12 protein-coding genes, 1 tRNA gene and 1 pseudogene are annotated in these 13258 nt (G+C 64.3%); 9 read left to right on the top strand and 5 right to left on the bottom strand.

Annotated elements, in window-relative coordinates; all coding sequences use genetic code 11:
- Positions 1-43 precede the first annotated feature (43 nt).
- Together B9A23_RS11355 and B9A23_RS11350 are read right to left on the bottom strand one after the other, a co-directional pair.
- Positions 44-1390 carry a sigma-54-dependent transcriptional regulator gene (locus B9A23_RS11355; RefSeq protein ID WP_254895080.1) on the bottom strand — a complete coding sequence of 449 codons (1347 nt, stop codon included), beginning with the start codon at positions 1388-1390 and terminating at the stop codon, positions 44-46.
- Entirely contained in the window at positions 1369-3081 is a 1713-nt protein-coding gene (locus B9A23_RS11350) for a sensor histidine kinase (protein ID WP_084279064.1), read from the bottom strand. The genes B9A23_RS11355 and B9A23_RS11350 overlap by 22 nt, the downstream gene beginning before the upstream one ends.
- 223 nt (positions 3082-3304) lie before the next feature.
- Between B9A23_RS11350 and B9A23_RS11345 the strand changes: the two genes are divergently transcribed.
- The 5 genes and pseudogenes from B9A23_RS11345 to B9A23_RS11325 all read left to right on the top strand — a co-directional run bounded on the left by B9A23_RS11345 (position 3305) and on the right by B9A23_RS11325 (position 8157).
- Positions 3305-4642, top strand: a complete 1338-nt coding sequence (locus B9A23_RS11345; RefSeq protein ID WP_084279063.1) for a dicarboxylate/amino acid:cation symporter — start codon at positions 3305-3307, stop codon at positions 4640-4642.
- Positions 4643-4681: 39 nt separating this feature from the next.
- The gene (locus B9A23_RS11340) at positions 4682-5761 is read left to right on the top strand and encodes a TonB-dependent receptor plug domain-containing protein (RefSeq protein ID WP_084279061.1); all 1080 of its coding nucleotides are present in this window, start codon (positions 4682-4684) and stop codon (positions 5759-5761) included.
- 45 nt (positions 5762-5806) lie between these two features.
- Positions 5807-6967: pseudogene (locus B9A23_RS11335) on the top strand (TonB-dependent receptor plug domain-containing protein); the annotation flags it as partial.
- Positions 6964-7260 (top strand): TonB-dependent receptor, encoded by a 297-nt coding sequence (locus B9A23_RS11330; protein WP_084279056.1) that lies wholly within the window; start codon positions 6964-6966, stop codon positions 7258-7260. The pseudogene B9A23_RS11335 and the gene B9A23_RS11330, both read left to right, overlap by 4 nt.
- Before the next feature lie 132 nt (positions 7261-7392).
- Positions 7393-8157: a TSUP family transporter gene (locus B9A23_RS11325; RefSeq protein ID WP_084279054.1), complete on the top strand. Its 765-nt coding sequence runs from the start codon at positions 7393-7395 to the stop codon at positions 8155-8157.
- 59 nt (positions 8158-8216) lie between these two features.
- Here the strand turns inward: B9A23_RS11325 and B9A23_RS11320 are convergent.
- Positions 8217-8293: transfer RNA gene (locus B9A23_RS11320), tRNA-Pro, on the bottom strand.
- Positions 8294-8408: 115 nt separating this feature from the next.
- Here B9A23_RS11320 and B9A23_RS11315 point away from each other — a divergent pair.
- Complete coding sequence (locus tag B9A23_RS11315; protein ID WP_084279053.1) at positions 8409-8687, top strand: hypothetical protein; 279 nt, start codon at positions 8409-8411, stop codon at positions 8685-8687.
- Here the strand turns inward: B9A23_RS11315 and B9A23_RS11310 are convergent.
- Together B9A23_RS11310 and B9A23_RS11305 are read right to left on the bottom strand one after the other, a co-directional pair.
- A complete protein-coding gene (locus tag B9A23_RS11310) occupies positions 8684-9469 on the bottom strand; it encodes a sulfite exporter TauE/SafE family protein (RefSeq protein WP_084279052.1) in 786 nt (261 codons plus the stop codon). The two genes, B9A23_RS11315 and B9A23_RS11310, sit on opposite strands and share 4 nt — an antisense overlap.
- The gene (locus B9A23_RS11305) at positions 9466-10389 is read right to left on the bottom strand and encodes an MBL fold metallo-hydrolase (RefSeq protein ID WP_084279049.1); all 924 of its coding nucleotides are present in this window, start codon (positions 10387-10389) and stop codon (positions 9466-9468) included. The genes B9A23_RS11310 and B9A23_RS11305 overlap by 4 nt, the downstream gene beginning before the upstream one ends.
- Before the next feature lie 111 nt (positions 10390-10500).
- Here B9A23_RS11305 and B9A23_RS11300 point away from each other — a divergent pair, with 111 nt between their 5' ends.
- The 3 genes from B9A23_RS11300 (at position 10501) to B9A23_RS11290 (ending at position 13257) form a co-directional block, all read left to right on the top strand.
- Entirely contained in the window at positions 10501-10806 is a 306-nt protein-coding gene (locus B9A23_RS11300) for an ArsR/SmtB family transcription factor (protein ID WP_084279047.1), read from the top strand.
- A 125-nt stretch (positions 10807-10931) separates the two neighbouring features.
- Positions 10932-11558 (top strand): gluconate 2-dehydrogenase subunit 3 family protein, encoded by a 627-nt coding sequence (locus B9A23_RS11295; protein ID WP_084279046.1) that lies wholly within the window; start codon positions 10932-10934, stop codon positions 11556-11558.
- 19 nt (positions 11559-11577) lie between these two features.
- On the top strand, positions 11578-13257 hold the full coding sequence (locus B9A23_RS11290; RefSeq protein ID WP_084279044.1) for a GMC oxidoreductase: 1680 nt from the start codon (positions 11578-11580) through the stop codon (positions 13255-13257).
- The last annotated feature ends 1 nt before the right edge of the window (position 13258 follow it).

Genomic DNA, 13258 nt, shown 5'->3' with positions numbered 1-13258 from the left:
CGATCCAGCAAAGGGGTTGTGCCGGGAGAAAGCGAGGTCGCGTTCACTTCTCTTTCTTCAGCTTCGAAAGGTCGATGCCCAGCTTCTTGACGCGATAGTAGAACGTCTTGCGCGGCACCGCCACCACGGCGATGGCCTGTCCGATCTCGCCGTTGGCTTCGCGGACGGCCTTAACGATGGCCTCGCGCTCGAAGGCATCCATGCGCTCGGGCAACGATTTGCCCGGATCGGTCCCGGAGCCTGCCGCCGTCGTGGCAGCAGGGCCGGTCTGATCCACGAGGCCAAGCACGAAACGCTCGGCATAGTAGGCCAGTTCGCGCACGTTACCGGGCCAGGCGTGGGTTGCCAGATGGTCGCTCACTGCCGGCGTCATGTCGGGGATCGGCCTGCGCAAGCGTGCGCTGACCTGGCCTACGTGATGCGCAAAAAGTTTGGCGATGTCGTCGCGCCGGTCGCGCAAGGGGGGCATCTGCAGCCTGACTGCAGCGACGCGGTAGAACAGCGCCGGCGCGATTGCATCTTCGGCGCGTGCCGGGGTCGTGCCGGCCGTGGCGATGATGCGAATGTCGAGCGGCAGCGGTTCGCGGCTGCCGGGCGAGCGCAGCACCCGCTCCTCGGCAAGCTGGATCAGGCGCGCCTGGAGCGGGGCAGGGGCAAGGTCGAGGTCATCCAGAACCAGCGTGCCGCGATTTGCCGATGCCAGGCTCGCCGCTCCGGCCGGGGCAAAGGTTTCCTCTTCAAGTTGCGGGGGCAGGCTCGCGCAGTTGATGATCAGCAGGCGGTGGCGCGACCTTCTGCCGGCGCGATGCAGGAGCCGCGCGAACAGCTCCTTGCCCGTGCCCGTCTCGCCTTCGATCAGGATGTCGAGGTTGGTGTCCGCAAGCGCCGGAATCATGGCGCGAAGCCTGGTGATCGCGGGAGAATCGCCGACCAGCAACGAGGAGTACTCCATCACGGCCTCGGCCTTGAGGCGGCGGTTCTCGAGCGCCAGTTCGCGCGCTTTCAGGGCCCGATCGACCGCGGCCAGCAGCGCGTCGGGCGAGAAGGGTTTGCTGAGGAAATCCCATGCGCCGGCCTTCATCGTTTCAACCGCCAGGCCGATATCGCCATGGCCGGTGACCAGGATGACCGGCAGTTCGGGGTCACGCTGGTGCATGGTGCGGAAAAGTTCGACGCCCGACATTCCCGGCATGCGGATATCGGTAACGATTACGCCGTCCCAGGCCTCGTCGATCGCAGCAAGCGCCGGTTCGGCCCTGTCGAACACGGTGACCTCGTAGTCGGTCAGCGAGAGCATCTGCGCTGTTGCGCGCCGCAGGTCGTCGTCGTCCTCGACCAGCGCCACCTTGCCGCGAATGCCGGTCCCGTTCATCGCACACGCACCAGGCATACTTCGAAGCACGCTCCTTCATCGCCTTGCACAAGCGACAGCGTGCCGCCGAATTCCTCGACGATGTCCTTGGCGATGACGAGACCAAGCCCGAGCCCGGTCGCCCTGCTCGTTGTGAAAGGCGTGAACAGCGAGGCCGCGACATTGCTGTCGATACCCGGCCCGTTGTCGCTCACGCGAAGGCGGACAGCTTCTTCGTCCACCGCGATCTCCAGCACGATGCGCGCGGCGGGCTTGTCCGCCAGCGCTTCGGCCGCATTCTGCAGCAGGTTGACGACGACCTGTTCGAGACGGACTCTTTCACCCCTGACGCGCACCTTGCGGCGGCGGCCGCGAAGCTGGACATCGATTGACGGCAGTTGTTCCTTCAGGATCAGGCGGGCGCCATCGATTACGTCTTCGAGCGGTAATTCGCCGACCGAGCCGCCTGCCTTGCGCGCAAACCCGCGCAAGTGTGCGGTGACCGCGCCAATGCGCTCAGCCAGACGGCTTATGCTGGCCAGGTTTTCCCGCACGCCGTCGCTGTCTCCGCGATCGAGCATGATCGTGCTGTTGGCCGCGTAATTGCGGATTGCCGCCACGGGCTGGGCCGTCTCGTGCGCGACGCTGGCGGTGATCTGCCCGAGCGTGGCCAGGCGGTTGGCCTGCCGCAAGCCTTCGCGCAACTGCGCCGCGCGCTGCTCGGCAGCAGACCGCTCGGCCATTTCGTCGCGTAGCGCGGCAGTGCGTTCGCCCACGGCGGCTTCCAGATGCTGTGTGCGCACGCGCCGCTGCCGGTTGCGTTCGGCCAGCAGGGCAAGAATGCCGAACACCACGAGCGCCGCCAGCCCGGATATGAACTGGGCACTGCGCACGGCAGTATCCACGGTCGGCTTGAGCGGAAGGGCAAGGTTAACCCGCCAACCGCTCGAATCCGCCGATGTCGTGGACAGCAGATAGCCGCGCCCTTCGTCCATCGTGATGCGGTTGGGGCCGGCAAACTTGAACGGCGGCCCGCCGATCGCGCTGACCCCGCTCGTCTGCTGTTCGGCGATGCGCACCGCGCCGGTCAGTCTGCGCGTCGCCGAAAACCGCCACTGTGGCCGGCTGGAAACCAGGATCACGCCGTTCCGGTCGGTCACGAACGTCACGCCTTCGGCCCGCGACCATTGCGCCTCGATCGTCTCGAATTCGAGCTTGACGACGACCACCCCGTTGTTTGCCGAGCGGTTGGCAAGGTACAGGCCGGGCTTGCGGCTGGTATTGCCAAGCGCAAACTGTTCGCCGGTTCCGGTGGAGAAGGCATCGCGGAAATAGGGGCGGAATCGATAGGAATTGCCCACGAAGTTCTCGGGGCTGCGCCAGTTGCTCGCGCTCAGCGTCGTGCCATCGGGGCCGATGACGTAGATCACCGGCGCCCCGATCTCGTGCGAAAGCTGCTCGAGCTTGAGGTTCAGCGCCTGTCTTGCCGCCGGCGTTGGATCATCGATTGCCGCGACCACGCCACGGTCGTCGGACATGAAGCGGGGCAGCAGGCGAAACCTCGCAATCTCGCTCGACAGCAGGGCCTGTCGCAGGCTTGTATCGGACATCGCGCGCTGCTCGAACCGGGCAAGCGCTACGCGCTGGCTTATCGCACCTCCCAGCAGGCCAGTGCCAAGCGCGCCTGCGGCCACCAGAACAAGACTGATCTTGCCCGAATGCCTGCCCACGAATCAGCGCCGATCTTTGTGCCGAAAATTGCACGAGCAAGGCTACATTGTGTCAAAATCGGCACAAAAATTTTTGCAGCTATTTTGTAAGCATCTGAAAAACAACGTCAAATATCGAAGGCATTAGTGTTTGGAGCGCGCCATGAAACTGACGAGCATACGCAAACGAAGAAAGGGGCCGCACGCGGATGCGGGTCCGACGAGAGGAAAGTCCGGCTCAGCCATGCAGTCTGCAAGCGCCACGTTCCAAGACCCGGCCCGTCCCAGGCGGTGGTATGCGAGTCTTTACGTGCAGGTGCTGCTGGCCATCGCTGCGGGCATCACCGTCGGTCTGGTCTGGCCCGAAACGGGCAGCGCGTTGCAGCCGCTGGGTGACGGTTTTATCAAGCTGGTCAAGATGATCATCGCACCGGTGATCTTCCTGACCATCATTACCGGCATCGGCGGCATGCGCCATGCGGAAGACATCGGCCGCGTGGCTGGGAAGGCCTTTGGCTACTTCCTTGCAGTGTCCACGCTCGCGCTGGTTGTCGGCCTGATCATCGCCAACGTCGTGCAGCCGGGGGCGGGCATGAACATCGATGTGGCAACACTCGATGCCGGAGCCGTCCACGGTTATGCCGACAAGGCCCATGAGGCCACGATCCCCGGGTTCCTGCTGTCGATCATTCCCACCACCTTCCTGTCGGCATTGACGGACGGGTCGATCCTTCAGGTGCTTCTGGTTGCGATCCTATTTGGCATCGCGCTCAGCCTCAGCGGCGAGGCCGGCGTTGCGATCCATCGTCTCGCCGAGCAGCTTGGCGAGGTGGTCTTCCGGCTGGTTGCCATCCTCATGCGCGCCGCGCCGATCGGGGCTTTCGGGGCGATGGCCTTCACCGTGGGCAAGTACGGGCTCGGCGCCCTGCTCGGCCTCGGCAAGCTGGTCGCGACCTTCTACCTGACCTCGGCGCTGTTCGTGGTGATCGTGCTTGGCCTGATCGCGCGCGTCACCGGCTTCTCGATCTTCCGCCTGCTGCGGTACCTGCGCGACGAACTGCTGCTCGTCCTTGGCACATCCTCGTCCGAGGCTGCGCTGCCGGCGCTGATGCAGAAGCTCGAGCAGGCGGGTTGCGCCAAGTCGGTGGTCGGCATCGTCGTGCCCACCGGCTATTCGTTCAATCTCGACGGGACCAACATCTACATGACGCTGGCCGCGCTGTTCATTGCGCAGGCTACTGGCGTGGATCTCTCGCTCGGCGATCAGATCGCGCTGTTGCTGGTAGCGATGATCAGCTCGAAGGGCGCCGCTGGCGTTACTGGTGCGGGGTTCATCACCCTTGCGGCAACCCTGTCGATCACGCCTGCGGTGCCAGTGGCCGGCATGGCTCTAATCCTGGGCGTCGACCGCTTTATGAGCGAATGCCGCGCGCTGACCAACTGCATCGGCAATGCCGTCGCCGCGATCGTCGTGGCGCGATGGGAAGGCGCGCTCGATCGCGAACAGCTTCGCGCAGCGCTCGCCGGCAAGAGCGCGCAAGGCGCACAGACCTTCACAGCGAGCGGGGCACCCGCCGACTGAAGACTTCGCATGATCTGAAAAAAAACGGGAGGGTTTGACATGGCAAGCAGAACAAAGTTCGCACCATCACTTATCGGGGTCTCGCTTCTGGCGCTGCTGGTTCCGGCAACGGTCCACGCGCAGGACACGGCATCCGCGTCGCAACAGGCCGAAGATGCCTCGGCCACGTCGGGCGAAGCCGCCGCGATCACCGTGATCGGCTCGCGTGGCAAGGCCCGGACCGACGTCGAACGGCCGGTCGCGGTCGATGTCGTCTCCGGCTCTGAACTGCGTGCCACCGGCCAGGTCGATCTTGGCCAGCAGGTGCAATTCACTTCGCCCTCGTTCAACTCGACCAAGTTCGGCGTCAACGGCGCGACCAACTTTGCCGATCCCGCTTCGCTGCGCGGCATGTCGCCCGATCAGGTGCTCCTGTTGGTCAATGGCAAGCGCCGCCACCAGTTCTCCGCGCTGAACCTAAACGTCTCGCCCGGCCTCGGCACAGTAGTGTCCGATCTCAATTCGATCCCGAGCGGCGCGATCCAGCGGATCGAGGTGCTGCGCGACGGTGCCGCCGCCCAGTACGGGTCCGACGCGATTGCCGGCGTGATCAACCTTACGCTCAACAATGCCAGCGAGGGCGGCAACGCCAACATCACCAGCGGCCTCAACAAGGAGGGCGATGGCTTCACCATCCGCACCATGCTCAACCAGGGGCTGAAGCTGGGCGGAGACGGCGGCTTCATCAACTACACGCTGGAATATTTCAGCACCGAGGGCACCAACCGGTCTGACCCTTATGACGGCGTGCTCTATCCCGCGACGCCTGCCAACTACACCGGCCCCACGGCGAACTTTCCTTACACCACGGCCAATCCGCGCGCAGATCGGGGCGTCTATCCGCAAGGCCCCTTCGTCGTCGGCAACTACGGCGCCAACCATAACAAGACCTACCAGGCCTTCGTGAATTCCGAACTGCCGCTGTCGGACAACGTCACCGGCTATCTCTTCGGCGGCTATTCGCGCAAGGACATCCGCGCCTTCGGCTTCTTCCGCGCCCCTGCCACCTTCGCCAACTCCAACCTCACGATCTATCCCGATGGCTACGTGCCGATCCTGCCCGGTCGTTCGATCGACTGATCGGTAAACGGCGGCGTCAAGGGTGAGCTCGGCGGCTGGGATCTCGATCTCAGCTATGGCATCGGCCACAACCATCTTGATCAGTGGGCGCGCGATACCGTCAATGCCTCGCTCGGATCTGCTAGCCCGATCAGCTTCTACATCGGTCGCTCCGAATTCAACCAGCAGGTCGTCGAGTTCACCGGCTCGAAGGACTTGGGCGCAGTGATGGGCATGAATTCGCTCAACGTTGCGATGGGCGTGCAATGGCGGCGTGACAACTTCAAGGTCAAGCGCGGCGACCCTGCGTCCTATGTCGTCGGCCCGCTGGCGGTTTCGGGCAAGACGCCGGGCACGAACGGCCGCCCCGGTTATGCCTCGCAGGACGAGAACGACCTCAGCCGCCGCAACATCGGCGCCTTTGTCGATGTCGAGGCGGACATCACCTCGCGCCTGCTCATCGCGGCGGCGCTGCGCTACGAAGACTACAGCGATTTCGGCGGCAACCTGTCGGGCAAGTTCGCCGGCCGCTTCAAGATCAGCGACAATCTCGGCATTCGCGGCTCCTACAACCGCGGGTTCCGTGCGCCTTCGCTCGCGCAGATCGGCAACCGCGTAAACACCTCGACCGTGCAAAACGGCCTGATCCTGCAGACCCAGCAGATCTCGAGCGACAATCCCCGCCTTGCGCAATTGGGCATCGCCGATCCCAAGGCCGAGATTTCCGACAGCTTTGCCGCCGGCATCACCGGCGATTTCGCGCGCCTGACCGTGACTGTCGATGCCTTCCAGATCAACATCAAGGATCGCATTGCCATCACCGATGGCATCCTCACCGCCAACTATCCTGCCGTCGCCCGGCTCTTCCCCGGCGTGCGCGAAATCCGCTTCTTCACCAACCAGATCGATACGCGCACGCGCGGCATCGACGTGGTCGCGACATATCGCATCCCGCTGGCCGGCAGCAACAAGCTGAGCGTGACGATTGCCGGCACCCACGCCACGACCATGGTGCTGCGCCAGCGCGAAACGCCGGCAGCGCTCATCGCGGGCGCTTCGGCTGCCAACCAGGCCGCGCCGCTCATCGGCCTTACCGCCATCGAACTGATCGAGGTGGCCTGCCGCGGACCAAGGTCCTGTTCTCGTCCAATCTCGACGTCGGCAATTTCACGCTCGGCGCCCGCGCCAGCTATTTCGGCTCGGTCAAGGCGTTCAGCACCGGCTTGAACAAGGCGGACTCGAACGTGTCTTGCGATGCCAACAACCGCTGCGTCCAGACCTTCGGCGGCAAGACCCTCGTCGATCTCAACCTGACCTACCGCTTCTCCGAAAGCTTCTCGCTGACCGCCGGTGGCAACAATATCTTCGACACCTATCCCGACAAGTGGAACGCCAAGCGCGATGGCTTTACCGGCGAGGCGGCCTCCTACTCCAACGGGCAGACCCCATACACCCGCAACGCCGGACAATTCGGCTTCAACGGGGCCTACTACTACCTCTCTGCAAATCTGAACTTCTGATCCACCCTGACTGGGCCGGCAGCCGATCACGAAAGGTTGCCGGCCTTTTTTCAGGCTGGTGATGTCTGCAGGGAAGGATGGCACCTTGTCTGTACCGTGCCCTCGGGTCGCATCCGATAGGGAGACGCTTGCTTGGAAACCGCCGGTGACCTGATCATGCTGGCATTGGCCGGAGCCGTTGCCGGCGCGGTGAATGCCATCGCCGGCGGCGGCCGGATCCTGACCCTTGCCGGGATGATGGCTCTGGGCATCGACCCCAGGATCGCCAATCTCACCTCGACCGTCGCGCTGAGCCCCGGCCAAATCGTGGCGGGTGCCATGGCCTGGAAGGGTGTGCGCCACAGACCAAGGCTTGCCGCGCATCTCGGCGGCAGTGTCGCGCTGGCAATCGCTGTCGCAACGATCGCGGGTGCCTGCGGCGCGCTGCTCCTGCTGGCGACCGATAGCGCCGGCTTTCGCGGCATCGTGGTCTGGCTCGTGCTGGCCGCAACTACGATCTACGCTTGGGCGGGCCGGTCAACCCAGAGCATCCGAGGCAGCAAGCCGCTTGCACGCCGGCTGTTCTGGCCGGTCATCACGATTCTTGGCATTTACGGGGGCTATTTCGGAGGCGGGAACAGCTTTCTGGTCCTGGCCCTGCTCGCCGCGTCAGGATTGGCGGGGGCCGAGGGGGGAGCGGTCAAGAACATCGTCGTGGCCGCCGTAAATGCCGGCGCGGTCGTGGTGTTCGTCGGTTCGGGGAGCACGCAATGGCATCTGGCGATACCGCTGGCCGTTGGTGGCGTTCTTGGCAGCATGGCCGGGGCACGACTGTTCGGCCGTTTGCGGGCCAGCCAGATCCGCCCGATAGTCATTGCCAGCGGCCTGTTCCTCGCCGGCTGGCTCGCCTTCAGATAGTGCCGCAACCATCTCTTGGCAGCGTGCATGTATCGAGACGGGCAATCTTGGGAAGAAGGTGGTCGGGGAGATAGGATTCGAACCTACGACCCTCTGGTCCCAAACCAGATGCGCTACCAGGCTGCGCTACTCCCCGACACGTCGTGGCCCCTAGTTTCTCCCCGCCTTGCGCGCAAGCGGAAACGTCCGAAGGCGGAAAATCGGCTGCAGGCGGTTGCCCTGGCGTCCGCATGGCGGCAAGACTCCGGGTCATGAGCAAGCGCAAGCGCCGGTATCTCACTGCGACGATGCCCGATGGCTACGTCAAGACCATCGGGCCGACTGCGGACAGCTTCACCCACTACTGGCGCATCGTGGCCGAACTCGAGAACGGCAAGACCGAAGTGTTCTGGGGCCATGCCCGCTCTCTTGCCGAAGCCCGCAAGAAAAAGGCCCCGGCGGCCGAAGCTGCACGCATGCGCGGCTGGAAGAGCTTCGCGTTCGAGATCGCGGAACTGGTCGAGACGCCAGCGCCTGGCAACGAGGCCTAGCCGGACAGCGACGGCAGGCTCCGCGCCAGCATGTACAGCGCCACGATCACGATAAGCCCGGCAAACAGGGCATTCAGCATCCCTTTGCTCGCTGCCAGCCGTGCCGATGCCTTGGTGCCCAGCACCGTGCCGATCACGCCGCCTGCGACGAAGGCGATCGCAATCGGCCAGTCGAGCATGCCTGAGGCTGCGTAATTCAGTGATGTGGCAAGGCCGAATGCGCTCACCGCCACCAGCGAGGTGCCGATGGCACGGCCGATGGGCATTGCCGTGCTGGCGATCAGCGCGGGCACGATCAGGAACCCGCCGCCGATGCCGAAGAACCCGGAAAGCAGCCCCGTTCCGGCGCCGAAGGTCAGGACGCGCGGCAGGTTGTCGCGGTTGCAGACCACCCCTTCGATGCCCTCTGCCGCGCGGCCTCGCCACATGAGGAAGGCGACAACGAGCATCAGCAGCGCAAACAGCGCAAGCAGGCTCTGTCCGTCCACCGCCTTGCCGATGGTCGAACCGCCCAGCGCGCCGAGCACGCCCGCGCCCGCGAAAATGCCGCCGCAGCGCCAGTTGACGTTACGCGCGCGGGCATGGTTCGCAAGACCCGCCAGCGCGTTTGCCGCCACCGCCAGCGCGCTCGTGCCAATCGCAAGGTGAGGGCTCGCCACACCGACGACATAGACCATCAGCGGCACGGCAAGGATCGATCCGCCCCCGCCCACCAACCCGAGGACGAACCCGACAACAATGCCCGACAGGCTCGCCAGCTGATGTTGCAGATCCCAGATCACAGGAGATTCACCGGCAGGCGCAGGTAACGCACGCCATTGCTGTCCGGTTCGGGCAGGTGCCCTGCGCGCATGTTCACCTGGATCGAGGGCAGGATCAGCCTGGGCATGCCGAGCGTCGCGTCGCGCGCCTCGCGCATTGCGACAAATTCGTCCTCGCCAATGCCTTCGTGGACGTGGACATTGGCCGTGCGTTCGGCGCCGATGGTCGTTTCCCAGACGAACTGGTCTCGCCCGGTGGCCTTGTAGTCATGGCACAGGAACACGCGCGTCTCGTCCGGCAAAGCCATCAGCCGGCGGATCGAGCGGTACAAGGTCCGAGCATCGCCTCCGGGAAAATCGGCGCGCGCCGTGCCATAGTCGGGCATGAACAGCGTATCGCCGACGAACACTGCATCGCCGATCACGAAGGCGAGGCACGCCGGCGTATGGCCGGGCACGTGCAGGGCGATGGCCTCGATCTCGCCAAGCTTGAAGGCGTGGCCGTCTTCCATCAGCAGATCGAACTGGCTGCCGTCGCGGGCAAAGGCCAAGCCTTCGTTGAACACCGTGCCGAACACGCTCTGCACGGTGCGAATTTCCGCGCCGATGACGATCTGCCCGCCGAGCCTTTCCTTGAGATAAGGGGCGGCAGACAGATGGTCGGCATGGGCGTGGGTTTCGAGCAGCCAGTCGACCGTGAGGCCGTGGGCTTCCACATGGGCAATGACCTGGTCCGCCGAGGCATGACTGGTCCGGCCCGAGGGCTGGTCGAAGTCCAGGACCGGGTCGATGATCGCGGCACGCAAGGTGCGGGGATCATGGACGACATGGGTGGCAGTGAAGGTCGCCTCATCGAAGTACGTCGCGACGACGGGGACTGCGCCTGAGGTTCGCGCGGCGAGGACCGTGGCGTGAGCGAAGGCAAGCGGCTGATCGGACATTGGAAAACTCCTTCGCCCAATCGTATAATGTAAATCTAATATAAGGCAATAGCGATCTAAACGGCGCGCCGGTCTTGTGCGTCGCGCTTTCGGCGCTATCTCGTTCGCACCATGAAGCCTGCCAGCCTTGCCGACCTCAAGTCGAACGCCGCCGCAATGGCGGGCCGGATGCGCTCGTTGAGCCATCCCGAACGTCTGCTCATGCTTTGCCGCATGGACGAAGGCGAGGTTTCGGTGACGGAACTGATCGAGCTGACCGGCCTCTCGCAATCGGCTGTCTCGCAACATCTCGCCCGTCTGCGCGACGAGGGAGTGGTCGACAGCCGGGTCGCGGCACAAGTGCGCTTCTACAGCCTCAAGGACGAGGTCGTCCGGGCGATCATTCACGCCCTTTGCGAAATCTGCGAAAAGCGCTAGATTAAACACTGCTCAATAAAAAGTCGTGCCAGCCTGAAGCCTCTTGCGCCCGGCTTTCAAATTAGAGTATTTATTCTATATTGAGTGCGCGCGAAGCAATCGCACGCAGGGAGAGCGGGTTTTCGATGCAGCAAAGTCCTCAGCGCGGCTGGAATCGCCGCGAATTCCTCAGTGCAACCGCGCTCGTCGCGCTTGCGTTGGGCGTGCCTGCCGCAGCTGTCAGCCTGACCAGCCTTGAATCGGAAGACGCGCCGACCGACCGGCAGCGCTTCGTGATGAAGGACGTAAGCCAGCTCGTGATCCCGCGTTCGGCAACGCCCGGGGGGGGTGACGTCGGCGCGGGCGACTTCGCCATCCTTGCACTTGCCCACGGGCTCGATGGGTCGCGTTCGCTGCTCAAGGACGCCGCCGCCTATGCCCGCTTTGCCCGCAACGATGGCTCGATCCGCCATGTCGCGTGGCTCGAGAAGGAACTCGATACCCGCGCCGGCGGCGATTTCCTCAAGGCTCCTGCGGGGCAGCGCCTCGCCGCCCTCAAGGCGCTCGATGCCGAGGCATTTGCCAGCCGCGAGAGCGAAAGTCCGTGGAAGGCGATCAAGGGCCTGATCCTCACCGGATATTACACCAGCGAAGTCGGCGGCAGCCAGGAGCTTCGCTACGAGCCGGTGCCGGGGCGCTTCGATCCCGACCTGCCGCTGACCCCCGATTTCCGCGCCATTTCCAACGACTGGACCGCCGTCGATTTCGGCTGAGACACAGGGACTGACTGACATGCAATTCGACGCAATCGTGGTCGGCTCCGGGATCACCGGCGGCTGGGCGGCCAAGGAACTGACGCAGGCGGGCCTCAAGGTCCTGATGATCGAGCGCGGGCGCGAGATCGTCCACGGCGAATACGAGACCGAGAACAAGGCGCCGTGGGAAATGCCGTTCCGCGGGCTTGGCGATACCGCACACTACGTGCGCGAATATCAGGTCCAGATGAAGAACAGGCACTTCAACGAGTTCACCCAGGGGCACTTCGTCAACGACAAGGAAAACCCGTACTCGACCGGCCCGGATACCGATTTCACGTGGTTCCGCTCCTATCAGCTGGGCGGCCGCTCGCTGACCTGGGGGCGCCAGTCCTATCGCTGGTCGGACTATGATTTCGGCGCGAACAAGCGCGACGGCCACGGCACCGACTGGCCGATCCGCTATGCCGATATCGCCCCGTGGTACGACAAGGTCGAGGAGTTCATCGGCGTTTCGGGCAGTCCCGAAGGCCTGGCCCAGCTGCCCGACGGCAAGTTCCAGCCCGGCATGAAGCTGAACGTCGTCGAAGAGCATGTGCGCAAGGTCGTGGCCGACAAGTACGGCCGCTGCCTCACCATCGGGCGTACCGCCAACATGACCGTGGCCAAGCCCGAAGAGGGCCGCTCGGAATGCCAGAACCGCTCGATCTGCGCCCGCGGCTGCTCGTTCGGAGCCTACTTCTCAACCCAATCGAGCACGCTTCCCGCCGCCAGGGCGACCGGCAACCTGACCGTGGTGACCGACGCCATCGTCGAAGGTGTCGACTACGATCCGAAGACGAAACGCGTCACGGGCGTGCGTTATGTCAACACGAAGGACGGAACGCAGGCGGCTGCTACGGCGCGGCTGGTGTTCCTCAATGCAGGAGCCTTCAACTCGGTCCATCTCCTGCTCAAATCGCGCAGCGAGGCGATGCCGACCGGCCTTGCCAATTCGAGCGGCGTGCTCGGCACCCAGATCATGGATCACGCCAACACGCTGTCCACCATCGCGCTGTTCCCGCAGTTCAACGATCGTACCACCTTCGGCAACCGGCCCACCGGCGCTATCATCGCGCGCTATCGCAACATGGATGCGATGGACGGCTCCGGCCACACCCGCGGCTATTCATTTCAGGGTGGTGCGCTGCAGAGCAACTGGGGCGCGGGCAAGCGCGAGGCCGGGATCGGCGCAGAGCTCAAGGACAGGCTGCACCAGCCCGGCATGTGGCGCTTCGTTCTGGTCGCCTTTGCCGATTGCGTCCCGCGTGACAGCAACCGCCTGACGCTCGACCGGACGAAGACCGACCGTTTCGGGATCCCGCAGCTTCACGTCGATTTCGCCTTCGGCAAGGAAGAGCAGGCCGCGCTCGCACAGGCCAAGGCCGATGCTGCCGAAATGATGACGGCGGCGGGCGGCACGGTGATCATGGGCCTCGACCAGCCGGGCGCTGGCGGCACCGCGATTCACGAGATGGGCGGCGCGCGCATGGGCAACGATCCGAAGTCTTCGGTGCTCAACAAGTGGAGCCAGGCGCACGATATTCCCAACCTGTTCGTCACCGATGGCGCGCAGATGGCATCGTCAGCCTGCCAGAACCCGTCGCTGACCTACATGGCGCTGACGGCGCGGGCCTGCGATGCAGCAGTGAAGATGCTCCGCGAAGGCGTCATCTGAG

The organism is Novosphingobium sp. B1 (genome assembly GCF_900176395.1).
Lineage (GTDB): Bacteria > Pseudomonadota > Alphaproteobacteria > Sphingomonadales > Sphingomonadaceae > Novosphingobium.
The sequence above is the reverse complement of the archived record's forward strand: the minus strand, read 5'-3'. Positions and strand labels throughout refer to the sequence as shown.